Raw genomic sequence first — 25,670 nt, forward strand, 5'->3', positions numbered from 1 at the left:
TAGCCCGGTTTTTGATGTAAATATTGAAAAACAGGCAAAAAGCAGTCCAGGCGGATTGCTCGTGGTGAGGTGAACGACAGCGCCTGAAAATCTGTCGGCAAATAGAAAGGACACATTGTGTTTAATAAAATTACTAAAACCTTCCAATATGGTCAGCACCAGGTAACACTGGAAACCGGCGAAATCGCTCGCCAGGCATCGGGTGCAGTCCTGGTATCCATAGAAGATACCGTTGTACTGGCAACCGTCGTTGCCAAGAAAGATGCAAAACCAGGTCAGGATTTCTTTCCTCTGACCGTGGACTACATGGAAAAAACTTACGCAGCCGGCCGTATTCCTGGCGGTTTCTTCAAGCGTGAAGGTCGTCCATCAGAAAAAGAAACACTGACTTCCCGTTTGATCGATAGGCCTATCCGCCCTCTGTTCCCAGAAGGCTATCTGAACGAAGTTCAGGTCATCATCCATGTATTGTCCGTCAATCCAGAAATCGATCCTGATATCGCTGCCATGATCGGTGCTTCTGCAGCGATTTCTGTCGCTGGCATCCCATTCAGCGGCCCGGTTGGCGCAGCACGCGTAGGCTATATTGATGGCCAATATGTACTGAATCCAACAGCAACGCAACTGAAGCAATCCAAGCTGGATCTGGTTGTTGCCGGTACTGAGCAAGCTGTATTGATGGTTGAGTCTGAAGCACAGCAATTGTCTGAAGAAATCATGCTGGGCGCGGTTGTTTACGGTCACACGCAAATGAAAGCTGTGATCGATGCGATCCATGAACTGGTACGTGACGGTGGCAAGCCTGAAGTGCAATGGGCGCCTGCTGCAAAAAATGAGCCACTGATCGCTGCTGTTACAGCAGTGGCAGAGCCTCTGTTGCGCACTGCGTATCAAACTAAAGAAAAGCAAGCGCGTACTGAGCAATTGAAGGCGGCAACGTCTACAGTTGCTGCAGCACTGGCTGAGCAAGCCGCTGCCAAAGGCGAAGCTGCTCCTGATTCATCTGAAGTTGGCAATATCCTGTTTGATCTGGAAGCGAAAATTGTTCGCTCCCAAATCCTGGAAGGCGAGCCACGCATCGATGGTCGCGATACCCGCACTGTGCGTCCTATCACTATACGCACTGGCGTTTTGCCACGTACGCATGGCACAGCCCTGTTCACACGCGGTGAAACTCAGGCTTTGGTGATTGCTACTCTGGGTACTGCCCGTGACGAGCAAAAAATTGATGCGTTGATGGGGGAATACTCTGACCGCTTCATGCTGCATTACAATATGCCTCCGTTCGCTACTGGCGAAACAGGCCGTGTTGGCACACCTAAGCGTCGTGAAATCGGTCATGGCCGTCTGGCTAAACGTGCATTGCAAGCTGCTCTGCCTGATCCGGAAGATTTTAGCTACTCCGTTCGTCTGGTATCTGAAATTACTGAATCCAATGGCTCTTCTTCCATGGCTTCCGTCTGCGGCGGCTGCCTGGCTTTGATGGATGCTGGCGTGCCGATGAAAGCGCACGTTGCCGGTATCGCCATGGGTTTGATCAAGGATGGCAACAAGTTTGCTGTTCTGACAGACATCCTGGGTGATGAAGATCACCTCGGTGACATGGATTTTAAAGTAGCTGGTACTGCAGAAGGCATCACTGCCCTGCAAATGGATATCAAAATCCAGGGCATCACTAAAGAAATCATGCAAGTCGCTCTGGCGCAAGCCAAAGAGGGTCGTATCCATATCCTGGGTAAAATGCAAGAGGCCGTACCAGTCGGTAAAACCGAATTGTCTGACTTCGCTCCACGTCTGATCACAATCAAAATCAACCCAGAAAAAATCCGTGATGTTATCGGTAAGGGTGGTGCAGTGATCCGTGCTCTGACAGAAGAAACAGGCACGCAAATCGACATCAGCGATGAAGGCGTAGTCACTATCGCTTCTGTTGATGCAGCAGCTGGCCAGGAAGCCAAACGCCGTATCGAAGAGCTGACTGCAGAAGTTGAAGTTGGCAAGATCTACGAAGGTACAGTATTGAAATTGCTGGACTTCGGCGCGATCGTGCAAATCATGCCAGGTAAAGATGGTTTGCTGCACATCAGCCAGATCGCCAATGAGCGCGTGAATGCAGTTGCTGACTACCTCAAAGAAGGTCAGCAAGTACGTGTAAAAGTACTGGAAACTGATGACCGTGGTCGCTTCAAGTTGTCGATGAAAGCAGCAGCTTCTGAAACTGAAGCTCAGCCACAGCAGCAACAGCAGCAGTAATAAATTCGCAGCCCGGGAGTCCGTCGATACTAAATTCGGCGGTCTGCTTGTCTGTAAGAGTTGGGAACGCCCGTCTTGCACGGGCGTTTTTTTATTGGCTTACAATTGTGGCTGATAAGGCTGTACTCACCCAAAGGCTGATGATGAAAACAGAAATGCGCGCAATAGAAATTACCCAATATGGCAAGCCTGAAGTCTTGCAGATTTGTAGCAGGCCCGTGCCAGTGCCGGGCAAGGGTGAATTATTGGTCAAGGTCAGTGCGGCTGGTGTGAATCGCCCCGATGTTTTGCAGCGCCTTGGTTTTTATCCCGTGCCACCTGGTGCATCTGATTTACCGGGCCTGGAAGTGGCGGGTGAGGTGGTTGGAGGTGAGCTGCAGGGCAGTGGTTTTGAGTTGGGTGACCAGGTTTGCGCTCTGGTGCAGGGCGGTGGATATGCTGAGTATTGCGCAGCACCTGCGTGGCAGTGTTTGAAGCTGCCTGCCGGTTTGTCCTTGATGGAGGCAGCCTCGCTGCCGGAAACTTATTTTACGGTCTGGAGTAATGTATTTCAGCGCGCGCACCTGTCACCTGGCGAAAGCTTGCTGGTGCAGGGTGGTACTTCGGGTATCGGTGTGGCAGCAATACAAATTGCCAAAGCCCTGGGTCACAGAGTGTTTGCGACAGCAGGATCGGATGAAAAGTGCAGGGCGACAGAAAAGCTGGGTGCAGAGCGCGGTATCAATTACAAGACTGAAAATTTCGTTGATGTCATCAAGGAATTAACGGCTGGCAAAGGGGTGGATGTCATTCTCGACATGGTGGCTGGCTCCTATGTGTCAAAAGAAATCAATTGCCTGGCAGATGATGGGCGTTTGGCCATTATTGCCCTGCTTGGCGGTAATTCGGCGGAGCTTGATCTGGGGCAGGTCTTGCGCAGGCGTCTGACGGTGACGGGGGCGACCTTGCGTCCGCGTTCCGTCGCTTTCAAGGCGAAAATCGCTGCAGAGTTGCAGCAGCACGTTTGGCCCTTGTTGGCATCTGGGCAGATCGCTCCGGTCATACATCAGGTTTTCCCGCTGGAGCAGGCGGCTCAGGCTCATGCCATGATGGAAGAGGGGGCGCATATAGGTAAGATCATGCTGGCTTTGGATTAAGTTTGCGTCTTAAAATTTCAGATGTTTTTTTAACTAAATGCGGCGATAACTCTTTACGTTGTTATATTGTTCATATATCTGATGTAATTATGTCTTTGAGGCAAATCTTGATGTAAAACTGGTCTTGCTGGTTTGACCCTGCTTGCGCCGGAGGCTACAATAGACGGTTATTTATATTTTGGCCCACTATGCGACGTACCTTAATAGCCGGTAACTGGAAGATGAACGGTAGTTTTGCTGCCAACCGTACATTGTTGTCTGAAATCAAAGCGGGTTTGCCTGCCAATGTGCATTGCGATGTATTGGTTTGTGCTCCTGCGCCGTATTTTGCGCAATGTGCAGAATTGCTCGATGGTACGGCTGTCACCTGGGGTGCGCAAGATGTGTCTGTGCATGCACATGGTGCTTATACAGGCGAGATTTCTGCGGCAATGTTGCAAGACTGCGCATGCAAATATGCAATCGTTGGACATTCCGAGCGTCGCGCTTATCACGCTGAAACAAATGAGTTGGTGGCGCATAAAGCCCAGCAATTGTTGAAGCATGGTGTCTTGCCTATAGTCTGTGTGGGTGAGACTCTGGAGCAGCGTGAGAGTGGCCAAACCAATGCAGTCGTTGCTGCACAGTTGAATGCAGTCCTGGATGTGCTGGATAGTCTGAGTGGTGTGGTGATTGCCTATGAGCCTGTATGGGCTATCGGTACGGGTAAAACTGCAACACCGGAAATGGCGCAAGAGGTGCATCATTTTCTGCGTCAGCAAGTAGTCGCCCGTGATGCTGGTGCGGCAGAAAAAGTACAGATTTTGTATGGTGGTAGCATGAAGCCGGAAAATGCCAGGGAGTTATTGGCAATGCCCGATATTGATGGTGGTTTGATTGGCGGTGCTGCACTGAAGTCGCAAGATTTTCTCGCGATTATTGCTGCCAGTTGATTGATTTATTGTAGTACTTAATTTTTTCTTGGATGTTTTGAATGCAAACTTTACATACGTTGGTCATTATTGTTCAGATTCTGTCGGCATTGGCAATTATTGGCCTGGTGTTGTTGCAGCACGGTAAAGGTGCTGACATGGGGGCGTCTTTCGGTTCCGGTGCTTCTGGTAGTCTGTTTGGTGCAACAGGGTCCTCCAATTTCCTGTCCAAGGCAACAGGTGTTGCTGCTGCAATATTTTTTGCAGCAACGCTGGGGCTGGCAGTGTTTAGTTCTGGTGCTCGCAAGCCTTCTGGTGGTGTGATGGAGGGTGTTACTACTGTGACTCAGCCGGCTGCAAATGCTGCTGCTGCCAGTGCTCCAGCAGCGGCTTCTGCTGCAACTGCAGCATCCGCATCAGCGTCCTCCGCTGGTCAAGCGGGTCAGATTCCAAAATAATTTGATCTTGCCCAGCAAAAAACGTTGAATTGCTGCAATTGCGCGTTGAACAATGAGGCTATACATAGTAGAATGCTGGGCTTAAGCCGACGTGGTGAAATTGGTAGACACGCTATCTTGAGGGGGTAGTGGCGAAAGCTGTACGAGTTCGAGTCTCGTCGTCGGCACCAAAAAAAATAGGGTCAGTTTTCTTTGCTGGCCCGGTCGAGGAAGCTTTATTTCTTGTGGTTTGATCTTAGGAAATAAATGCTTCAATCTGGCATTCAATTACAGGTAGCCTAACGTGAACCTCGAAAATTATTTCCCAGTTCTTCTCTTTATTCTGGTTGGTATCGCCGTTGGTGTGGTGCCGCAAATTCTGGGGCGTGTTCTTGCTCCCTATAAACCAGATTCACAAAAAAATTCTGCTTACGAATGCGGTTTTGAGGCATTCGAAGATGCGCGCATGAAGTTTGATGTGCGTTATTACCTGGTAGCGATTTTGTTTATTTTGTTTGACTTGGAAACGGCATTCTTCTTCCCTTGGGGGGTGGCAATGCGTGATCTGGGTTGGACAGGTTTTCTGATTATGCTCGGCTTCGTGCTCGAGTTTGGCGTTGGATTTTGGTACATCTGGAAAAAAGGCGCTCTGGATTGGGAGTGATGGATTATGGCAATTGAAGGTGTATTCAACGAGAGCTTTGTAACGACGACTGCTGATAAGCTGATCAACTGGACGCGCACTGGTTCCATGTGGCCTATGACTTTTGGTCTGGCCTGCTGTGCGGTAGAGATGATGCACGCTGGCGCATCACGCTACGATCTGGATCGCTTTGGTGTGGTTTTTCGTCCGTCTCCGCGTCAGTCTGACGTCATGATTGTTGCTGGTACGCTGTGCAACAAGATGGCGCCTGCATTGCGCAAGGTGTATGACCAGATGGCAGAGCCGCGCTGGGTTATTTCCATGGGTTCTTGCGCTAATGGCGGTGGTTACTACCATTATTCGTATTCTGTAGTCCGTGGTTGCGATCGTATTGTGCCTGTTGATATTTATGTGCCAGGTTGCCCGCCAACTGCTGAGGCGCTGATGTACGGCATCATACAGTTGCAAAACAAGATCAAACGTACCAATACCATTGCTCGTTAATTGCGGCCTCGCTGGAGCAACATTAAATTATGACTACCAAACTGGAAAACCTTGAGACGGCAGTAAAGAATGTCCTGGGTGAGCGTATTCTGGATTTGAAGAATGCGCTGGGTGAAATTACTATCGTGGTTTCTGCAACTGCTTATCTGGATGTGATGCGCAGCTTGCGCGATCATGCAGAAACCAGTTTTGAAGAATTGATCGACCTTTGCGGTGTTGATTATTCTGCCTATGGCGATGGCTTGTGGGAAGGTGCGCGTTATGCCGCTGTCTCACATTTGCTGTCGATCAAGCATAATTGGCGTTTGCGTGTGCGCGTATTTGCGCCGGATGACGAAATGCCAGTCGTGCCTTCGTTGATCGATATCTGGAATGCCGCCAACTGGTATGAGCGGGAAGCTTTTGATCTGCTTGGTATCCTGTTTGATGGTCACAATGACTTGCGTCGTATCCTGACTGACTATGGCTTTATCGGTCACCCATTCCGTAAAGACTTTCCAGTTTCTGGCTATGTTGAAATGCGTTATGACGCAGATCAAAAGCGCGTCGTTTACCAGCCTGTCACGATAGAACCACGCGAAAATGTGCCGCGTGTGATTCGTGAAGAAAATTACGGGATGAAATAATGGCTGAGATTAAGAATTACACCCTGAACTTTGGTCCTCAGCATCCTGCTGCGCACGGTGTGTTGCGCCTGGTGCTGGAGCTTGACGGTGAAGTGATACAACGTGCTGATCCGCACATTGGTCTCTTGCATCGTGGGACTGAAAAGCTGGCTGAACAAAAAACTTTCCTGCAATCCGTGCCTTACATGGATCGCCTCGACTATGTATCCATGATGGCCAATGAGCATGCCTATGTCATGGCCATAGAAAAGATGCTGGGTCTGGAAGTGCCTTTGCGTGCGCAGTACATCCGCGTCATGTTTGATGAAATTACGCGCCTGCTGAACCACTTGCTGTGGATAGGCGCGCATGCGCTGGACGTGGGTGCGATGGCGGTGTTCCTGTACGCATTCCGTGAGCGTGAAGATCTGATGGATTGCTATGAAGCAGTCTCAGGTGCACGTTTGCATGCGGCTTACTACCGTCCAGGTGGTGTGTATCGTGATTTGCCGGATCAAATGCCGCAATTCACTGTATCGGCCTTGAAGAATGAAAAAGCGATGAAGCTGCTGAATGAAAACCGTCAGGGTTCCCTGCTGGATTTCATTGAAGACTTCACCAACCGTTTCCCGAAATATGTCGACGAATACGAAACACTGCTGACTGATAACCGTATCTGGAAGCAACGCCTGGTAGGCATTGGTGTGGTGTCGCCAGAGCGTGCCCTGGCCATGGGTTTTAGTGGTCCTATGTTGCGTGGTTCTGGTATTGAGTGGGATTTGCGCAAGAAGCAGCCGTATGAAGTCTATGACTTGCTGGATTTTGATATTCCAGTCGGCGTCAATGGCGACAGTTATGACCGTTACCTGGTGCGCGTGGAAGAAATGCGCCAGTCCAACCGTATCATCAAACAATGCGTAGAGTGGCTGAGAAATAACCAGGGTCCGGTGATTACGGATAACCACAAGGTTGCGCCACCACATCGTGTGAACATGAAGTCGAATATGGAAGAACTTATCCATCACTTCAAACTGTTCACCGAAGGTTTCCATGTTCCTGCTGGCGAAGCCTATGCCGCAGTGGAGCATCCAAAAGGCGAGTTTGGTATTTACTTGATGTCCGATGGTGCTAACAAGCCTTATCGTCTGAAAATCCGTGCGCCAGGTTTCGCGCATTTGCAGGGTTTGGATGAGATGGCAAAAGGTCACATGATTGCTGATGCGGTAACGATCATCGGTACTCAGGATATTGTGTTTGGTGAGATTGACAGATAAAGCGGCGTCCTGAGGACGTCGAATCGAGGCATTAGCTATGGTGTTATCAGAGCAGGCATTTAAAAAAATTGATCGTGAACTTGCAAAGTTCCCGGCTGACCAGCGCCAGTCCGCTGTGATGGCCGCATTGGCTATTGCCCAGGATGAAACTGGCTGGGTATCCCCGGAAGTCATGCAGACCCTGGCTGACTACATCGGCATGCCGGCAGTAGCAGTGCAGGAAGTGGCGACTTTCTACAATATGTACAACACCAAGCCGGTGGGCAAGTTCAAGATTTCGGTCTGTACCAATCTGCCTTGCGCCTTGTCTGGTGGCGAACGTGCAGCACATCACCTGAAGCAAAGACTCGGCATTGATTACAGGGAAACCACAGCCGATGGCCAGTTCACTCTGGTTGAAGGTGAATGCATGGGTGCTTGCGGCGATGCGCCTGTCATGCTGGTGAATAACAAGCGCATGTGCAGTTTCATGTCGAATGAAAAAATTGACGGTTTGGTCAATGAATTGAAAGAGGGTAAATAATGACGAGTCTGCATAATCGCCATATTAAGCCTTTGATATTGGCTGGCCTGGATGGTAAAAACTGGCATCTGCAAGATTACGTAGCACGTGGCGGCTATGAATCTTTGAAGCGTATCCTGAATGACAAAATCCCTCCTGAGCAAGTGATTGCTGAGTTGAAGGCTTCGTCCTTGCGTGGTCGTGGTGGTGCAGGTTTTCCTACTGGTTTGAAGTGGAGCTTCATGCCGCGTCAATTCCCTGGTCAAAAATATCTGGTCTGTAATACAGATGAGGGCGAGCCTGGTACATTCAAGGACCGTGACATCATCCGTTATAACCCACATGCCCTGATTGAAGGCATGGCCATCGGCGCTTATGCCATGGGCATCACCGTGGGTTACAACTATATCCACGGCGAAATTTTTGCTGACTACGACCGTTTCGAAGAAGCGCTGGAAGAAGCACGTGCTGCCAATATGCTGGGCGACAAGATTGCTGGCTCTGACTTTAACTTCCAGTTACATGCTTTCCATGGTTATGGTGCGTATATCTGCGGCGAAGAAACAGCCTTGCTGGAATCGCTGGAAGGCAAGAAAGGACAGCCACGCTTCAAGCCGCCTTTCCCGGCCAGCTTTGGTTTGTATGGTAAGCCAACCACGATCAATAACACAGAGACATTTGCTGCTGTGCCTTTCGTGTTTGCCATGGGCGGTGAAAAATACGCTGCGCTGGGCAAGCCAAATAATGGTGGCACCAAGATTTTCTCCATGTCTGGCGACGTAGCAAAACCTGGTAATTACGAAGTACCTATGGGTACACCGTTTGCCACCTTGCTGGAACTGGCTGGCGGCATGCGTGATGGTAAAAAAATCAAGGCAGTTATCCCTGGTGGTTCTTCCATGCCGGTATTGACTGGTGATGTGATGATGGCGACCGACATGGATTATGACTCCATTGCCAAGGCTGGTTCCATGCTGGGTTCTGGTGCCGTTATCGTCATGGATGAAACACGCTGCATGGTGAAGTCGCTATTGCGCCTGTCTTATTTCTATTTTGAAGAATCCTGCGGTCAGTGCACACCTTGCCGTGAAGGTACCGGCTGGTTGTATCGCATGGTGCACAGGATAGAACATGGCCACGGCCGTCCAGATGATCTGGATATGCTGAACTCTATCGCTGACAATATCCAGGGCAAGACCATTTGCGCTCTGGGCGATGCAGCGGCGATGCCAGTACGCGCCATGATCAAGAATTTCCGCGAAGAATTTGAATATCACATCGAGCATAAGCATTGCTTGGTGCCCACTTACATGTAAGCCAGCTTCGGTTAGCACACTTAGAGTAGACCATGGTTGAAATCGAAATAGACGGCAAAAAAGTCGAAGTCCAAGAGGGCAGTATGGTAATGGATGCTGCCAATAAGCTTGGCACCTACATTCCGCACTTTTGCTATCACAAAAAATTATCTATTGCGGCTAACTGCCGCATGTGTCTGGTCGAGGTTGAAAAAGCACCGAAGCCTTTGCCTGCCTGCGCCACACCTGTGACAGCGGGCATGATCGTCCGTTCTTCCAGCGACAAGGCAGTAAAAGCACAAAAAGCTGTGATGGAATTTTTGCTCATCAATCACCCGCTGGATTGCCCTATCTGCGATCAGGGCGGTGAATGCCAATTGCAGGATCTGGCTGTTGGTTATGGTGGCACTGCATCCCGTTACGATGAAGAAAAACGCGTGGTATTCCACAAGGACGTAGGTCCTTTGGTTTCCATGGAAGAAATGAGCCGCTGCATACACTGTACGCGCTGTGTTCGTTTCGGCCAGGAAATCGCTGGCGTCATGGAGCTGGGCATGCTCAACCGTGGCGAACATTCTGAAATCACGTCCTTCGTCGGTAAGACAGTTGATTCAGAATTGTCAGGCAATATGATTGATCTGTGCCCGGTAGGCGCACTGACTTCCAAGCCTTTCCGTTATTCTGCCCGTACCTGGGAATTGTCACGCCGTAAATCGGTCAGCGCCCATGATGGCCTGGGTTCCAACCTGATAGTCCAGGTCAAGAACAACAAGGTCATGCGTGTAGTACCGCTGGAAAACGAAGAAATCAATGAATGCTGGATTTCTGATAAAGACCGTTTCTCTTACGAAGCGCTGAACAGCACGGAACGCCTGACCAGGCCCATGATCAAGCAGGGCGGTGAATGGCAAGAAACTGACTGGCAGACAGCACTCGAATATGTTGCGCATGGTCTGCGTAACGTCAAGCACGAACATGGTGCTGATGCTATCGCCGCGGTTGCTGCACCTAGCTCCACTCTGGAAGAACTGACACTGCTGCAACGCGTAGTACGCGGCCTGGGTTCTGATAATGTCGATTTCCGCCTGCGTCAGTCAGACTTCGCTTTGAATTCCTCTGTCAAGCCTTGGCTGGGTACCAGCATCGCCAGGTTTGGTCAGTTGAAAAATGTTTTCGTTATCGGTTCCTTCCTGCGTAAGGACCATCCTTTGCTGGCAGCGCGTCTGCGTCAATCAGTAAAAATGGGTGCCAAGCTCAGTATCCTGCATGCGACCAATGATGAATTGCTCATCAAGCTGGCCAACAATGCAGTCGTTGCACCATCACTGTGGACAGCGTTTTTGGCTGAAGTTGCAGTTGCTATTGCAGCCAAAAAAGAAATCGCCAAACCAGCTGGTTTTGAGGCTGTACAAGCATCTGCCAAAGCAGAAGCGATTGCGGCCAGCCTGCTGGCTGGTAATGCAGGCGTATTCCTGGGCAACACAGCGTCTTACCACCCAGAAGCGTCGCAATTGCATGCGCTGGCACAATGGATAGCTGAAAACGCAGGCACTGAATTTGGTTATCTGACAGAAGCAGCAAATACAGTTGGCGGCTACCTGGCAAATGCCATTCCTGCCGATAATGCCAAGCCTGTATTCACTGAAGCGAAAAAAGCTTACATCGTCTTGCACGCCGAGCCTTTGCTTGACAGCGCGCATCCGGTGCAAGCCAAGGCAGCTTTGGATAATGCTGAAATGGTCGTCGTCATGTCATCATTCAAGCATGGTGCAGAATATGCTGACGTCTTGCTGCCAGTTTCTCCTTACACAGAAACATCCGGTACTTTCGTGAATTGCGAAGGCCGCGCACAAAGTTTCCACGGTGTGGTCAAGCCTCTGGGCGATACCCGTCCGGCATGGAAAGTCTTGCGCGTACTTGGCAATTTGCTGGGCCTGGACAACTTTGATTTTGAAACAGCAGAAGCAGTGCGTGCAACAGTATTGACGCAAGCTGACCTGACTACACAATTGAATAATCTGGCAAAGCTGGCTCCGGCTGTTCCTGCCAACGCTGCTGCTGGCATGGAACGTATTGCCGATGTTGGTATCTACAGCACAGACGCTATCGTACGCCGTGCAGAATCTCTGCAACTGACAGCCGATGCGCGTGCACCACAAGCATGGATCAGCCAGGCTGATGCCAGCAAACTGGGTATTGCCGAAGGTGACATGGTGAGACTGAGCAAAACAGGCTCTACCCTGATCCCTGTGGGAATCGATCAATCTCTGCCTGATAATGTAATCAGGATTGCTGCGGGTCATGCCCTAACAGCTAATCTGGACGGCATGTTCGGTGCGATCAAACTGGAGCGTGCATAATGAATTTGCTGCTCACTATCCAGGAACTGGGCCAGCACTATCTTGGTGCCTTGTGGTTGCCTTTGTGGACACTGATCAAGATCGTCTGCATCACTTTGCCAGTGATGGGTTGTGTTGCCTACCTGACCTTGTGGGAACGCAAGATGATAGGCTGGATGCACATCCGTCTTGGCCCTAACCGAGTAGGCCCTGCAGGCTTGTTGCAGCCTATTGCCGATGCGCTGAAGCTGTTGCTCAAAGAAATCGTCATCCCAGCCAAGGCCAATAAAGTCTTGTTCGTGCTGGCACCTATCATGACCATCATGCCAGCGCTGGCAGCATGGTCGGTGATTCCTTTCGGCCCTGAAACTGTATTGGCGAATGTCAATGCCGGTTTGCTGCTGATCATGGCAATCACCTCGATGGAGGTCTATGGCATCATCATCGCCGGTTGGGCATCCAACTCCAAGTATGCTTTCCTCGGTGCCATGCGTGCTTCTGCACAGATGGTGTCCTATGAAATCGCCATGGGCTTCGTGCTGGTCATCGTGCTGATGGTATCTGGCAGCCTGAACATGACCGACATTGTCAATGCGCAAACCACAGGCTTTGCTGCCAGCCATGGTTTCAATCTGTTCTCATGGAACTGGTTGCCGTTGCTGCCTATGTTCGTGGTGTATGTGATTTCCGGTATTGCTGAAACCAATCGTCATCCATTTGACGTGGTTGAGGGTGAGTCCGAAATCGTTGCCGGTCACATGGTTGAATACTCCGGTATGTCCTTCGCCATGTTCTTCCTGGCTGAATACGCCAACATGATTTTAATCTCTGCCATGGCATCCCTGATGTTCCTCGGCGGCTGGTCGGCGCCGTTCAGCTTCCTGGATTTCATCCCTGGCTGGATCTGGCTCGGTATCAAGACTTTTGTTGTGGTTTCCATGTTCATCTGGGCACGCGCATCTTTCCCACGCTATCGCTATGACCAGATCATGCGCTTGGGCTGGAAAGTATTTATCCCGCTGACCCTGGTGTATCTGGTGATCGTCGCAGCATGGATGCAAACTCCATGGAATATTTGGAAGTAAGAGGCTAAAAAAATGGAAGCAATCAAGGATTTTTTTGGCAGCCTGATGCTGCGCGAGCTGATCAAGGGCCTGGCCCTGACAGGCCGCTATATGTTCGCCCGCAAGATCACGGTGCAATTTCCTGAGGAAAAAACACCGCAGTCCCCACGTTTTCGTGGCTTGCACGCCTTACGTCGCTACCCGAATGGGGAAGAGCGTTGCATCGCCTGTAAATTGTGTGAAGCAGTCTGCCCGGCAATGGCCATTACGATCGAATCTGATCAACGTGCCGATGGCAGCCGCCGTACTACCCGTTATGACATCGACCTGACCAAGTGCATTTTCTGTGGTTTCTGTGAAGAATCCTGCCCGGTCGATTCCATCGTGGAAACCCATGTGCTGGAATATCACGGTGAAAAACGCGGCGATCTGTATTTCACCAAAGAGATGTTGCTGGCTGTAGGTGATCGTTACGAGACACAAATTGCAGCAGCGCGTGCCGCTGATGCCACATACCGCTAACTGGACCTGGTTCGATATGGAATTTACTACCGTTTTATTTTATGTTTTGTCAGCGATCATGATAGTCGCTGCGATCCAGGTGATTTCTGCACGCAATCCTGTGCATGCTGCCTTGTTCCTGGTGCTGACCTTTTTCAATGCTGCAGGTATCTGGTTGTTACTGAAGGCGGAGTTCCTGGCCATCGTGCTGGTGCTGGTCTACGTTGGTGCGGTCATGGTGCTGTTCCTGTTTGTGGTGATGATGCTGGATATCAATCTCGATAAACTGCGAGAAGGGTTCTGGAGTCATTTTCCGGTTGCTGCTGCAGTTGGCGTCATCATCGTGCTGGAAATGTCGGCAGTTTTGCTGCGCGGCTTTTTGCGTCCGGATAATCATGTGCCAGCAGCGGCTGACAAGATAGGTAACACCAAATACCTGGGCATGGAAATTTTCACGCATTACCAGTTTGCTTTTGAGATTGCAGCGGCCATTTTATTGCTGGCTATCGTTGCTGCGGTTGCTTTGACTTTGCGTCGTCGTAAAGACAGTAAGTATTTTGATCCTGCTGCGGCAGTCAAAGTGAAAGCCAAGGACCGTATCCGTATCGTCAGCATGAAAGCTGAATCCGAACGCGCTGAGAATAATGCCACTGCTGCGGCAGCTACTGTGAATCCGGAGGCTTAAATGGCTTTGACTTTGAGTTTGACGCACTACCTGATTTTGGGCGCGATCCTGTTTGCGATCTCCATCGTCGGTATTTTCCTCAACCGTAAAAACATCATCGTCTTGCTGATGGCGATTGAATTGATGTTGCTGGCTGTGAATATCAATTTCATTGCTTTCTCCCATTATCTGGGTGATGCAGCAGGGCAGGTATTTGTATTCTTCATACTTACCGTTGCTGCTGCTGAGTCAGCGATAGGCCTGGCGATCCTGGTGGTGCTGTTCCGTAATCTGGACACCATCAATGTCGAAGACCTGGATGCGTTAAAAGGTTAATCAGTTTAATGGTGCGGATTGTCGCCTGCTGCGGCAGTCCGGTATACGCTGGCGATTTAGAAAAGTAATAAAGCTAACAAAGGGTCATCATGGCGGGGCAACTTAACCCACAATTATTATTGGCAGTACCACTGGCCCCTCTGGCCGGGTCTGCTATTGCAGGTTTGCTAGGAACCAAGTTCTTTGGCAATGTGGTCGGGCGAAAAGTGTCGCACACCGCGACCATACTTGGCGTACTGATAGCATTGGTTATATCTTGCATGACTTTGTCTGCCTTGCTGGATGGTGCTGCTACTTACAATGCAACCCTGTATCAATGGATGCAAGTCGGTAGCATGAAGCTGGAAGTAGGCTTCATGGTGGACAGCCTGACAGCGATGATGATGTGCGTCGTGACCTTTGTGTCGCTGATGGTGCATATCTACACCATAGGCTATATGGCAGAAGACGAAGGCTATAACCGTTTCTTCTCCTACATCTCCTTGTTCACTTTCTCCATGCTGATGCTGGTCATGAGCAACAATTTCCTGCAATTATTCTTTGGCTGGGAAGCTGTGGGTCTGGTCTCTTACTTGCTGATTGGTTTCTGGTACACCAAACCAACGGCAATCTATGCCAATATGAAAGCCTTTCTGGTCAACCGTGTCGGTGACTTTGGTTTCATCCTGGGTATAGGCTTGCTGGTCGCCAATACTGGTTCCATGAACTATGTTGAAGTATTTGCCAAGAAAAATGAATTGGCAGCCATGTTGTTGCCGCATACAGACTGGATGCTGATTACTGTTGCCTGTATCTGCCTGTTCATCGGCGCGATGGGTAAATCTGCACAATTCCCTCTGCATGTCTGGTTGCCAGATTCCATGGAAGGTCCAACCCCAATTTCTGCACTGATCCACGCGGCGACCATGGTTACTGCCGGTATCTTCATGGTGTCACGTATGTCACCATTGTTTGAATTGTCTGACACTGCCTTGTCCTTCATTCTGGTGATAGGTGCGATTACTGCACTGTTCATGGGTTTCATGGGCATCATCCAGAACGATATCAAGCGCGTCGTGGCTTATTCCACACTATCACAACTGGGTTATATGACCGTGGCACTGGGTGCTTCTGCCTACTCGGTTGCAGTATTCCATTTGATGACACATGCTTTCTTTAAAGCCCTGTTGTTCCTGGGTGCGGGCTCTGTGATTATCGGCATGCACCATGATCAGGATATCCGTAACATGGGTGGCTTGAGGAAGTACATGCCTATCACCTGGCTGACATCGCTGGCGGGTTCTCTGGCGTTGATAGGTACTCCTTTCTTGTCTGGTTTCTATTCCAAGGACAGTATTATTGAAGCGGTACAGGCCAGCCATTTACCCGGCGCCAGTTTTGCCCAGTTTGCTGTGCTGGCAGGTGTATTCGTGACGGCTTTCTATTCTTTCCGTATGTATTTCCTGGTCTTCCACGGCAAGGAAAACTTTGGCAAGGCGCATGCGCATGATCATCACGATGATCATAAAAATGCGCACAAAGATGCACACAAAGACGACCACCATGCTGCTGATGATCATCATGACGACCATCACCATGGTCTGGCTCCTGGCCAAAAACCGCATGAGTCACCATTAGTTGTCTGGTTGCCTTTGGTTCTGTTGGCGATTCCTTCGCTGTTCATCGGTGCGATTGCAATTGAGCCTATGTTGTTTGGTGGCTTTTTCAAGAACGTGATTTTTGTCAATGAAGCACATCATGCGATGGAAGAGCTGCACCATGAATTCCATGGCGCTGGTGCGATGGGTCTGCATTCCTTCATGACACCACCGTTCTGGCTTGCTCTGGCGGGTGTGGTAACTGCTTATGTGTTCTATATGGTCAAGCCTGAGATACCGGCCAAGATCAAGAGTACTTTCATGCCACTTTACACTTTGCTGGACAATAAGTACTACATGGATCGCTTCAACGAGATCGTGTTTGCCGGTGGCGCACGCATGCTGGGTGGTGGTTTGTGGAATATTGGCGACAAAGGCATCATCGATGGCCTGGTAGTTAACGGCAGTGCAAAACTGGTTGGCTGGGTCTCCAAATTGATACGTCATTTGCAGAGTGGTTATATCTATCACTATGCTTTTGTGATGATACTCGGCGTGATGGGTTTCCTGGCTTACACAGTGCTGTTTCCCTTTGCTAAATAAGTGACCACGGCTATAAAAAGATAATTATTATGCAGTCAACTTCTACTCTACTTAGCCTTTCGATCTGGTTACCGATAGCTTTCGGTATCTTCATACTGGCTTTTGGCCGCGATAACAATAATGCATTGGTACGCGGTGTGGCCTTGATAGGCTCGATTTGCAGTTTCATCGTCACACTGCCTTTGATCAAGCTTTTTGACAATACTGCGCATGGCATGCAGTTTGTTGAAAAACATAGCTGGATAGAACGCTTCAATGTGTTCTATGCCCTGGGTATAGACGGTATCTCTTTGTGGCTGGTGCCTTTGACCGCCTTCATCACGGTGATCGTCGTGATCGCAGCATGGGAAGTCATAGAAAAGCAAGTCTCCCAGTACATGGGCGCTTTCCTGATCTTGTCTGGCTTGATGATAGGCGTGTTCTGTGCAACTGATGGCATGTTGTTCTATGTCTTCTTTGAAGCCACGCTGATCCCTATGTATATCATTGTCGGTGTATGGGGTGGCCCGAACCGCGTATATGCTGCGTTCAAGTTCTTCCTTTACACCTTGATGGGTTCTTTGCTGACGCTGATTGCCATCATTTACCTGTACCTGAAAGCTGGTCATTCCTTTGATATCCTGGTATGGCATAAACTGCCTTTGCCATTGAGCACCCAGATCATGATTTTCTGCGCCTTCCTGATGGCGTTTGCAGTCAAGGTGCCAATGTGGCCAGTACATACCTGGTTGCCAGATGCCCACGTAGAAGCGCCTACTGGTGGTTCTGTCGTACTGGCTGCCATCATGTTGAAACTGGGTGCTTATGGTTTCTTGCGTTTCTCTCTGCCTATCGCACCTGATGCCAGCCATTACATGGCAGGTTTCATGATTACACTGTCGCTGATTGCTGTTATCTATATTGGTTTGGTAGCACTGGTGCAAAAGGATATGAAAAAGCTGGTGGCGTATTCTTCGATTGCACATATGGGCTTCGTGACGCTGGGTTTCTTCATGTTCAACGACATGTCAGTGCAGGGCGCTATCGTACAAATGATTTCTCACGGCTTTATCTCTGGCGCCATGTTCCTGTGTATCGGTGTCTTGTATGACCGCGTACACTCCCGCGAAATCGCTGACTACGGTGGCGTGGTCAATAAAATGCCGAAGTTTGCTGCCTTGTTCGTGCTGTTCTCCATGGCTAACTGCGGCTTGCCTGCAACTTCTGGTTTCGTCGGCGAGTTCATGGTGATCCTGGGTGCGGTACAGTTCAATTTCTGGATAGGCATGCTGGCAGCAACAGCCCTGATCTTTGGTGCAGCTTACTCTTTGTGGATGGTCAAGCGCGTGGTCTTCGGCAATATTACGAATGAACATGTTGCCCATCTGACCGACATCAACAAACGTGAATTCTTCATGCTGGGTGTATTGGCGATAGCGGTATTGGTGATGGGTTTGTATCCAGCACCATTTACAGATGCGATGCAGGTTTCAGTCACTGATCTGTTGCAACATGTGGCAGTTCCTAAGCTGACACCTTGACCGGGAATTTGGATAAGCAAGCCACGCAGTCTGCTTAGGGCAGGCGTGGCAGCAGATCAATGTTAGTAAAAAATGAATAATATGAACCTGATACCACTTTATCCTGAAATCTTTTTGCTGTTGGCTATCTGTGCCATCTTGCTGATAGATATGTTTTTGCCTGACAGCAAACGCAATGTCACTTATGCCTTGAGCATATTGGCATTGACGGTCTGTGGTGTCTTGACGGTAGCACTCGCTGAGCCAGTGAAGTCGGAGTATGTCAGTAACAATATGTTTGTTTCTGATCCCATGTCAGTGCTGCTGAAATTGTTCTCTTACATTGCTGTAGGTATGACCCTGATCTACTCCCGTCAGTATGTCAGTGACCGTGCCATGACGAATACGCATCTTGGTGGTGAATACTATGTCCTGGCCTTGTTTGCCTTGCTGGGCCAGATGGTGATGATTTCCGGTAATAACTTCCTGGTGATTTACCTGGGTCTGGAATTGATGTCCCTGTCTTTGTATGCCCTGGTTGCCTTGCGTCGTGAACATACTGTGTCTACCGAAGCGGCGATGAAGTATTTCATCCTCGGTGCACTGGCTTCTGGTTTCATGTTGTACGGTATTTCCATGTTGTACGGCGCTACCGGCTCCCTGCAATTGAATGAAGTCGTCAAAGCCACTGCGACAGCGACGGCAAACAAAACTATCCTGGTTTTTGGTATCGTTTTCCTGGTTGCCGGACTGGCGTTCAAACTGGGTGTCGTGCCTTTCCATATGTGGGTGCCTGACGTTTATCAGGGCGCACCAACTGCGGTGACTTTGTTACTGGGCGGCGCGCCTAAACTGGCAGCGTTTGCGATTACTTTCCGTTTGCTGGTTGAGGGGTTATTCCCGCTGGCGGTCGATTGGCAACAAATGCTGGTGGTGCTGGCAGTCTTGTCGATGGCGATAGGTAACCTGACTGCGATTGCGCAAACCAATTTGAAGCGTATGCTGGCTTATTCCACCATTTCACAAATGGGTTTCATGTTGCTGGGCTTGTTGTCTGGCGTGGCGAATGGCAATGCGGATCTGGCGGTGGATGCCTATAGTTCTTCTATGTTCTATAGCATTACCTATGTGTTGACCACGCTGGGTACTTTCGGCATCATCATGCTGCTGGCACGCTCGGGTTTTGAAGCAGAGAACCTCGATGACCTGAAAGGCTTGAACAAGCGCAATCCATGGTTTGCCTTCATCATGCTTTTATTGATGTTCTCACTGGCTGGTATCCCACCTATGATGGGTTTCTACGCCAAGCTGTCAGTCTTGCAAGCCGTGCTGTCCAGCGGTAAATTGTGGCTGGCGCTGGTTGCCGTGGCATTCTCGCTGATTGGTACTTTCTACTACCTGCGCATCGTCAAACTGATGTACTTTGATGAACCACTGGATCACAGTCCTATCGCTGCCAGTACTGACATGCGTATGGTTTTGAGCGTAAACGGTCTGCTCGTACTGGTTTTAGGTCTCATGCCTGGCTCCTTGATGACAGCCTGTGTGAACGCCATTTCCAATACACTTAAATACTGATACGGCCAGCAGTGGGTAATTCTGCATCTACCTGGTTAATCATTGTGTTGGCAGTTTTGGCTGCCAACCTGCCTTTCTTGAATGAGCGCTGCTTTGGCATCATTGCTTTGCAGCGCTTTGCATTCCTCAAATCTATTTTCTCCCGTGCTCCTGAGCTCATATCAATAGTGGATGTAGCTGCCTCGGATCCACGTGCTAACGGACTGATATTTTCCTTCAGTGATGCCTCACTTAATGAGCCGGCTCAAACCGAAATCTTGAACGAATCGTCTGCCGTAATTGTTAAATCACTGTGGCTGCGCCTCTTTGAATTGATTGTTCTCTATTTCATTGTTGGTGCCATCGCCTTTGTTCTTGAGTCAGCAGCGGGCAACCGTTTCCCGCAAGGCTGGGAGTTCTATGCCATCAATGCCTGCCTGTTCCTGGTATTGGCTTTCCCTGGTTTTGTATATCGCTACCTGAAGCGTAGTCATGGCTGAAAAAATCACCAGCAAGCTGGATCTGCAAGAAAACAAGATCAGCAGTGAGCTAGTGTATGAGGGCAGTTTTCTGAATGTCGATAAAGATGTCGTGTCTTTACCTGATGGACAGACTGCGACCCGTGAATACATACGTCACCCTGGTGCCGTCGTTATCATTCCCCTGTTTGATGATGGTCGCATCCTGCTGGAAAAACAGTTCCGCTATCCCTTGCATCAAGTCTTCATAGAATTCCCGGCAGGAAAAATAGATGAGGGTGAAGACCCCTTGCTGTGCGCTCAGCGCGAGTTGCGTGAAGAAACTGGCTATACCGCCAGCGACTGGTCTTTCGTCTGCACCATACACAACGCCATCGCGTATTCAGACGAACACCTGGACATCTACCTGGCCAAGGGCTTGACGGCAGGGCAGGCCGCCCTCGATGAAGAAGAATTCCTCGAAGTATTCACCGCCACGCTGCCAGAGATGCTGGACTGGATCAAATCCGGCCAGATCACCGACGTAAAAACCGTCATAGGCACATTCTGGCTGGAGAAAATCCTGGCTGGTAAGTGGTGATTAGAACTTGAAGTTGTAAAAAACTTGAAAACGAAAAAGCCGCTGATCAGCGGCTTTTTCGCATTAGGACTTCATTTCAAACAGTAGTGTCAAGAAGGCCTGAGTAAACGTAGCGAGCAACGCAAGTTTGAGTTAAGAAGCGCAGTCGTACGAACGTACGATGACGAATTTGCAAAAAACAGCAGGCTCAAAATCGCCCCGCGCAGTAGCTTAATCAGCGCCTCATGGCTACATGTTTGGATAATTAGGTCCTCCGCCACCTTCAGGCGTCACCCAGACGATATTCTGTGTCGGGTCCTTGATGTCGCAGGTTTTGCAATGCACGCAGTTTTGCGCATTGATTTGCAGGCGGTCTGCACCTTCCTCGGTTTTCACGAACTCATACACTCCAGCCGGGCAATAACGCGCTTCTGGACCTGCAAATTTGGCCAGATTGACTGCGACCGGCACATCGGCATTCTTCAAAGTCAAATGGATGGGTTGATCTTCTGCATGATTGGTGTTTGAGATAAACACGGAGGACAAACGATCAAAAGTCAGCTTGCCATCCGGTTTCGGATAAACAATGGGCGTGAAATCTGATGCAGGGCGCAGGCATTCATGGTCGGCCTTGCTATGATGCAGGGTCCATGGTGCCTTGCCACGCAAGACGACCTGATCCAGCCACACCAGAGGCGAACCATAAGTACCGCGCTTGAGTAAAGGTTTGACATTGCGTGCGGTGTACAACTCTTCATGCAACCAGGATTGTTCAAACGCTGTTGAATAAGCACTCAGTTCGTCATGCTGGCGATTGGAAGATACGGCTTCAAAGGCGGCTGTTGCTGCCAGCATGCCAGTCTTGATGGCAGCATGGCTACCCTTGATGCGGCTCATGTTGAGGAATCCAGCGTCGCAGCCTATCAATGCACCACCCGGGAACACTAGTTTAGGCAGGGATTGCAAGCCACCAGCGGTGATAGCACGTGCACCATAAGAAATACGCTTGCCGCCTTCAAAGAAGGTACGGATAGAAGGATGGGTCTTGAAGCGCTGGAATTCTTCGTAAGGCGAGAGATACGGGTTTTCATATGCCAGGCCAACCACATAGCCAACTGCCACCAGATTATCTTCCAGATGGTACAGGAAAGAACCGCTGTAGTGATCCATCATAGGCCAGCCGGTCGTGTGTACGACCAGACCTTGCTTGTGCTGCTTGGGATCGATTTCCCATAATTCCTTGATACCTATGCCATAGGATTGCGGGTCTTTGCCCTTGTTCAAGTCGTATTTGGCGATGACTTGTTTGCCCAGATGGCCACGTGCGCCTTCGGCAAACAGGGTGTACTTTGCATGTAACTCCATGCCGAGCTGGAAAGCGGAGCTTGGCTGGCCATGGCGATCTACGCCCATATTGCCGGTGGCCACACCTTTGACTGAGCCGTCATCGTTATACAAGACTTCTGCTGCTGCAAAACCTGGGAATACTTCCACGCCCAGGGCTTCAGCCTGCTGGCCCAGCCAACGCGTCACATTGGCCAGTGAGACGATGTAGTTACCATGATTTTCGAAACAGGCCGGCAGCGTCCAGTTTGGAGCTCGGTATGCGCTTTTCTCGGTCAGCACCAGTACGCGGTCTTCAGTGACTTCGGTATTCAGCGGCGCACCCATTTCCTTCCAGTTAGGAAAGAGTTCAGTCAGTGCTTTGGGGTCCATGACTGCGCCAGACAAGATGTGCGCGCCAGGTTCGCCGCCTTTTTCCAGTACACAGACAGATACTTCCGAACCTTTTTCTGCCGCAAGTTGCTTGATCTTGATGGCGGCTGACAGGCCAGCGGGTCCGCCACCGACGACGACGACGTCATATTCCATTGCGTCGCGAGGACCGTACTGTTCAAGTATGCTTTGTGTCATGGCTATTTTCACTTTCTGAAGATTTTCGAACGAGCGTGCTTATTTGCTGTCAGCATGTTATCTGCTGTGAATGTATTGCGCAAGCGAGGAGGGGCTCGAATTTTTATTGTTGTAGATACTTAAAATACACAGAATTATCGCAGAGCCAACTTTGGTATGCATCAAGATCGTGCAAAATAGCAGGAAAATTTCTGTAAAAATTTCCAAGTAACTCAAATCCATACAACATAAGCATAATCAGTATGTCATCATAGAGTCTTATAGATTAGTGAATTTATTCCAAATATTGCGGAGAATCAGATGGGCATAGAAGTTAATTTCGAAGGCAAGATTGCATTGGTAACTGGTGCTTCCAGTGGTCTTGGCGCACGATTTGCAAAAATTCTGGCGCAGGCAGGTGCACAAGTCGTGCTGGCATCGCGCCGCATAGACAGGCTTAAAGAATTGCGTGCTGAAATCGAATCTGAAGGTGGTGCAGCCCACGTAGTTGCTCTGGATGTCACTGATTATGGCAGCATCAAATCAGCAATTGCCCATGCCGAGACCGAGGCGGGCCCTATCGATATCCTGATCAATAATTCAGGTGTATCAACCACGCAACGCCTGGTCGATGTAACACCCGACGATTATGCCTATGTCATGGATACCAATCAGCGTGGCGCTTTTTTTGTAGCGCAGGAAGCAGCCAAGCGCATGATCGCCCGCCACAAGGGTGATCCCAAAAAACAGCATCGCATCATCAATATTGCTTCAGTAGCAGGCTTGCGTGTATTGCCGCAGATAGGCATTTACTGCATGAGCAAAGCAGCGGTCATCCATATGACCAAGGCCATGGCAGTAGAGTGGGGTAAGTATGGCATTAATGTGAATGCAATTTGCCCGGGTTATATTTCTACCGAAATCAATTCAGATTATTTTTCTACAGACGCCGGTCAAAAGCTGGTCGACATGTTGCCAAGGAAACGGGTGGGCATGCCAGAAGACCTGGATGGCTTGCTGCTCTTGCTGGCGGCTGAAGAATCACGTTTCCTCAATGGTGCCATCGTCACGGCAGATGATGGTATGAGCGTGCAATGATAGAGAATAAGGTTACGGAAAAGAAGCTGGTCTATACCGTCACCATTCCTATCCGGTGGGGCGATATGGATGCCATGGGCCATGTCAACAATACTGTGTACTTTCGCTATATGGAACAAGCGCGGATAGAGTGGTTGAGCATGATGGGTTGCCTGCCGGATGACAAGGGTAATGGCCCCGTCATCGTTAATGCCTATTGTACCTTCAAGAAACCCTTGAAATATCCGGGACAGGTGGAAGTGTGTACCTATATCGGTGCAGCAGGCCGCAGCAGTTTTGAAACCATGCAGGAAATGCGCTCAGTTGGGGATGGCTATGCCCTGTATGCGGAGGGGGGCGCCAAAGTCGTCTGGGTGTCAGCCGAGACTGGCAAGTCTGAGGCTTTACCTGAAGCGATCAAGCAAAAATTAAGTGAAATCAAGGTCGCAAAACGTAAAACTAAGGCTGTGAATATTTAAGTTCAACTTGTTAAGCCAGGTCTGGTGTCGCCAGTGGTAAGGCTCAGCGCATGATGCCAAGCAGCTTGTGTACCAGTTCGCTGGAGGTCGCCGAATTGAATTTTCGCATGAGTTTGGCCCTGTGCATTTCCACGGTTCGTGGGCTGAGGTCTATCTGGCGGGCGATCAGCTTGCTGGTCTTCCCTTCTACCAGCAGGGCCGCAATTTCACGTTCACGCGGTGTCAGTTCTGCGGTGACCGGGCGTTTGGCGCTGAGATCTTCAAAAGTCCAGATGCCGGCGGCGTGTGGGTTATCCTTGTTCAGGCCGCGGCCAGAAACGTGGCACCAGAACAGTTCCTGGTTGGCGCGCTTCATGATGCGTTCGTCAGAATAATAGCCTTTGGCATTCATGATGGGGGTGATGCGTGCACCGGTACGTTCAAACTCGTCAGGACTAGGATAAAGTACCAGGAAAGACTGGCCCAGCAATTCGTCTTTTTGATAGCCAAACATTTTCGCCAGATCATCATTGCAGGCATGGATTATGCGGTTTTGCGACACACACATACCAACTGGTGCATGTTGAAAGATGGATTCAAAATCGATGGGCTGTACGGCATTCATTTCTGCGGTCCACTGACAGGTTTGTAGTAAAGGCGTATTTTTACGGTATTGCGCAGTATAACGCAGCATCATATCCTGTAAGGCTAATGATTTGTTGGGTGCTCTGCTGCATTTGCAGAGGCCAATTGACGAAAAGAAATATCGATTTACAACCTGGAGAGGGGACAATATGGACAAAGTTTATCCTGATGCAGCCAGTGCTCTGGCTGGTATTATCAAGGACGGCCAGACTATCGCCGTAGGCGGTTTTGGTCTGTGCGGCATACCTGAAGCACTGATTGCTGCCTTGCGTGATTCTGGCGTTAAAGAACTGACCGCCATTTCCAATAATGCCGGTGTTGATGGCTTTGGCCTGGGCCAGTTGCTGACAACCCGCCAGATCAAGAAAATGATTTCATCCTATGTAGGTGAAAACAAGGAATTTGAACGCCAGTACCTGGCTGGCGAACTGGAACTGGAATTCACGCCTCAAGGTACGCTGGCCGAAAAACTGCGCGCTGGTGGTGCCGGCATCCCGGCTTTCTTCACCAAGACTGGCGTAGGTACTATCGTTGCCGATGGTAAGGAAATCCGCGAATTCGATGGCCAAAAATATGTGATGGAACGCTCACTGGTATCCGACGTATCCCTGGTCAAAGCCTGGAAAGCCGATAAGGCGGGCAATCTGGTGTATCGCAAGACGGCGCGCAACTTCAACCCCAACGTGGCGATGGCTGGCAAGGTCACCGTGGCCGAGGTCGAAGTGCTGGTCGAAATTGGTGAGCTGGACCCGGATGAAGTCCACACACCAGGTATTTTCGTGCAGCGCATTGTTGTCAATGCCAATCCCGAAAAACGTATAGAACAGCGTACCGTACGCCCATCGAAATAATCAGAGCA

At 49.9% G+C, this 25,670-nt stretch carries 24 protein-coding genes, 1 tRNA gene and 2 pseudogenes; 25 read left to right on the forward strand and 2 right to left on the reverse strand.

The window, feature by feature from the left end; translation table 11 throughout:
• The first annotated feature begins 117 nt into the window (after nucleotides 1-117).
• The 22 genes and pseudogenes from pnp (at nucleotide 118) to ACO0LC_RS04100 (ending at nucleotide 20,759) form a co-directional block, all read left to right on the forward strand.
• Nucleotides 118-2,253, forward strand: a complete 2,136-nt coding sequence (gene pnp, locus ACO0LC_RS03995) for a polyribonucleotide nucleotidyltransferase (protein ID WP_423000847.1) — start codon at nucleotides 118-120, stop codon at nucleotides 2,251-2,253.
• Between the two features lie 155 nt (nucleotides 2,254-2,408).
• Nucleotides 2,409-3,389, forward strand: coding sequence for an NAD(P)H-quinone oxidoreductase (locus ACO0LC_RS04000; protein WP_423001045.1), 981 nt, complete (start codon nucleotides 2,409-2,411; stop codon nucleotides 3,387-3,389).
• A gap of 188 nt (nucleotides 3,390-3,577) precedes the next feature.
• A complete protein-coding gene (tpiA, locus tag ACO0LC_RS04005; RefSeq protein ID WP_423000849.1) occupies nucleotides 3,578-4,321 on the forward strand; it encodes a triose-phosphate isomerase in 744 nt (247 codons plus the stop codon).
• Nucleotides 4,322-4,362: 41 nt separating this feature from the next.
• A complete protein-coding gene (gene secG, locus ACO0LC_RS04010; RefSeq protein ID WP_423000852.1) occupies nucleotides 4,363-4,758 on the forward strand; it encodes a preprotein translocase subunit SecG in 396 nt (131 codons plus the stop codon).
• A gap of 85 nt (nucleotides 4,759-4,843) precedes the next feature.
• Nucleotides 4,844-4,928, forward strand: a tRNA-Leu gene (locus tag ACO0LC_RS04015).
• A gap of 113 nt (nucleotides 4,929-5,041) precedes the next feature.
• A complete protein-coding gene (locus tag ACO0LC_RS04020) occupies nucleotides 5,042-5,401 on the forward strand; it encodes an NADH-quinone oxidoreductase subunit A (RefSeq protein WP_110253971.1) in 360 nt (119 codons plus the stop codon).
• Nucleotides 5,402-5,407: 6 nt separating this feature from the next.
• A complete protein-coding gene (locus tag ACO0LC_RS04025; protein ID WP_423000855.1) occupies nucleotides 5,408-5,884 on the forward strand; it encodes a NuoB/complex I 20 kDa subunit family protein in 477 nt (158 codons plus the stop codon).
• 29 nt (nucleotides 5,885-5,913) lie between these two features.
• Entirely contained in the window at nucleotides 5,914-6,510 is a 597-nt protein-coding gene (locus tag ACO0LC_RS04030) for an NADH-quinone oxidoreductase subunit C (RefSeq protein WP_423000857.1), read from the forward strand.
• Nucleotides 6,510-7,763, forward strand: coding sequence for an NADH-quinone oxidoreductase subunit D (locus ACO0LC_RS04035; RefSeq protein WP_423000859.1), 1,254 nt, complete (start codon nucleotides 6,510-6,512; stop codon nucleotides 7,761-7,763). The genes ACO0LC_RS04030 and ACO0LC_RS04035 overlap by 1 nt, the downstream gene beginning before the upstream one ends.
• Before the next feature lie 37 nt (nucleotides 7,764-7,800).
• Nucleotides 7,801-8,286 (forward strand): NADH-quinone oxidoreductase subunit NuoE, encoded by a 486-nt coding sequence (nuoE, locus tag ACO0LC_RS04040; RefSeq protein WP_423000861.1) that lies wholly within the window; start codon nucleotides 7,801-7,803, stop codon nucleotides 8,284-8,286.
• Nucleotides 8,286-9,581, forward strand: coding sequence for an NADH-quinone oxidoreductase subunit NuoF (gene nuoF / locus ACO0LC_RS04045; protein WP_423000863.1), 1,296 nt, complete (start codon nucleotides 8,286-8,288; stop codon nucleotides 9,579-9,581). Before nuoE ends, nuoF begins: the two co-directional genes overlap by 1 nt.
• Nucleotides 9,582-9,613: 32 nt before the next feature.
• On the forward strand, nucleotides 9,614-11,920 hold the full coding sequence (nuoG, locus tag ACO0LC_RS04050; protein ID WP_423000865.1) for an NADH-quinone oxidoreductase subunit NuoG: 2,307 nt from the start codon (nucleotides 9,614-9,616) through the stop codon (nucleotides 11,918-11,920).
• The gene (gene nuoH / locus ACO0LC_RS04055) at nucleotides 11,920-12,984 is read left to right on the forward strand and encodes an NADH-quinone oxidoreductase subunit NuoH (RefSeq protein ID WP_423000867.1); all 1,065 of its coding nucleotides are present in this window, start codon (nucleotides 11,920-11,922) and stop codon (nucleotides 12,982-12,984) included. Before nuoG ends, nuoH begins: the two co-directional genes overlap by 1 nt.
• Nucleotides 12,985-12,996: 12 nt before the next feature.
• Nucleotides 12,997-13,485 carry an NADH-quinone oxidoreductase subunit NuoI gene (nuoI, locus tag ACO0LC_RS04060; RefSeq protein WP_110253963.1) on the forward strand — a complete coding sequence of 163 codons (489 nt, stop codon included), beginning with the start codon at nucleotides 12,997-12,999 and terminating at the stop codon, nucleotides 13,483-13,485.
• A 16-nt stretch (nucleotides 13,486-13,501) separates the two neighbouring features.
• Nucleotides 13,502-14,149: an NADH-quinone oxidoreductase subunit J gene (locus tag ACO0LC_RS04065; RefSeq protein WP_423001047.1), complete on the forward strand. Its 648-nt coding sequence runs from the start codon at nucleotides 13,502-13,504 to the stop codon at nucleotides 14,147-14,149.
• A complete protein-coding gene (gene nuoK / locus ACO0LC_RS04070; protein ID WP_162041807.1) occupies nucleotides 14,150-14,464 on the forward strand; it encodes an NADH-quinone oxidoreductase subunit NuoK in 315 nt (104 codons plus the stop codon). It begins immediately after the preceding gene.
• 89 nt (nucleotides 14,465-14,553) lie between these two features.
• Nucleotides 14,554-16,644 carry an NADH-quinone oxidoreductase subunit L gene (gene nuoL / locus ACO0LC_RS04075; RefSeq protein ID WP_423000870.1) on the forward strand — a complete coding sequence of 697 codons (2,091 nt, stop codon included), beginning with the start codon at nucleotides 14,554-14,556 and terminating at the stop codon, nucleotides 16,642-16,644.
• A 26-nt stretch (nucleotides 16,645-16,670) separates the two neighbouring features.
• Nucleotides 16,671-18,164, forward strand: coding sequence for an NADH-quinone oxidoreductase subunit M (locus tag ACO0LC_RS04080; RefSeq protein WP_423001049.1), 1,494 nt, complete (start codon nucleotides 16,671-16,673; stop codon nucleotides 18,162-18,164).
• A gap of 72 nt (nucleotides 18,165-18,236) precedes the next feature.
• Nucleotides 18,237-19,721 carry an NADH-quinone oxidoreductase subunit NuoN gene (gene nuoN / locus ACO0LC_RS04085; RefSeq protein WP_423000872.1) on the forward strand — a complete coding sequence of 495 codons (1,485 nt, stop codon included), beginning with the start codon at nucleotides 18,237-18,239 and terminating at the stop codon, nucleotides 19,719-19,721.
• Nucleotides 19,722-19,732: 11 nt separating this feature from the next.
• Nucleotides 19,733-19,831 (forward strand): annotated as a pseudogene (locus tag ACO0LC_RS04090) (DUF2818 family protein); the annotation flags it as partial.
• A gap of 153 nt (nucleotides 19,832-19,984) precedes the next feature.
• A pseudogene (locus ACO0LC_RS04095) lies at nucleotides 19,985-20,200 on the forward strand (DUF2818 family protein); the annotation flags it as partial.
• Nucleotides 20,193-20,759 carry an NUDIX domain-containing protein gene (locus ACO0LC_RS04100; RefSeq protein ID WP_423000874.1) on the forward strand — a complete coding sequence of 189 codons (567 nt, stop codon included), beginning with the start codon at nucleotides 20,193-20,195 and terminating at the stop codon, nucleotides 20,757-20,759. The pseudogene ACO0LC_RS04095 and the gene ACO0LC_RS04100, both read left to right, overlap by 8 nt.
• Nucleotides 20,760-20,987: 228 nt before the next feature.
• Here the strand turns inward: ACO0LC_RS04100 and ACO0LC_RS04105 are convergent, their stop codons facing one another.
• A complete protein-coding gene (locus ACO0LC_RS04105; RefSeq protein ID WP_423001051.1) occupies nucleotides 20,988-22,610 on the reverse strand; it encodes an electron transfer flavoprotein-ubiquinone oxidoreductase in 1,623 nt (540 codons plus the stop codon).
• A 342-nt stretch (nucleotides 22,611-22,952) separates the two neighbouring features.
• Between ACO0LC_RS04105 and ACO0LC_RS04110 the strand changes: the two genes are divergently transcribed.
• Both ACO0LC_RS04110 and ACO0LC_RS04115 read left to right on the forward strand, forming a co-directional pair.
• Nucleotides 22,953-23,729, forward strand: coding sequence for an SDR family oxidoreductase (locus ACO0LC_RS04110; RefSeq protein ID WP_423000876.1), 777 nt, complete (start codon nucleotides 22,953-22,955; stop codon nucleotides 23,727-23,729).
• Nucleotides 23,726-24,187 (forward strand): acyl-CoA thioesterase, encoded by a 462-nt coding sequence (locus ACO0LC_RS04115; protein WP_423000878.1) that lies wholly within the window; start codon nucleotides 23,726-23,728, stop codon nucleotides 24,185-24,187. Before ACO0LC_RS04110 ends, ACO0LC_RS04115 begins: the two co-directional genes overlap by 4 nt.
• A gap of 43 nt (nucleotides 24,188-24,230) precedes the next feature.
• Here the strand turns inward: ACO0LC_RS04115 and ACO0LC_RS04120 are convergent, their stop codons facing one another.
• Nucleotides 24,231-24,791, reverse strand: a complete 561-nt coding sequence (locus ACO0LC_RS04120; protein ID WP_423001053.1) for a LuxR C-terminal-related transcriptional regulator — start codon at nucleotides 24,789-24,791, stop codon at nucleotides 24,231-24,233.
• 169 nt (nucleotides 24,792-24,960) lie between these two features.
• Here ACO0LC_RS04120 and ACO0LC_RS04125 point away from each other — a divergent pair, with 169 nt between their 5' ends.
• Nucleotides 24,961-25,662, forward strand: a complete 702-nt coding sequence (locus ACO0LC_RS04125) for a CoA transferase subunit A (RefSeq protein ID WP_423000880.1) — start codon at nucleotides 24,961-24,963, stop codon at nucleotides 25,660-25,662.
• Nucleotides 25,663-25,670: the final 8 nt, after the last annotated feature.

It is taken from the genome of Undibacterium sp. JH2W, assembly GCF_049340425.1.
Taxonomy (GTDB): Bacteria; Pseudomonadota; Gammaproteobacteria; order Burkholderiales; family Burkholderiaceae_D; genus Undibacterium.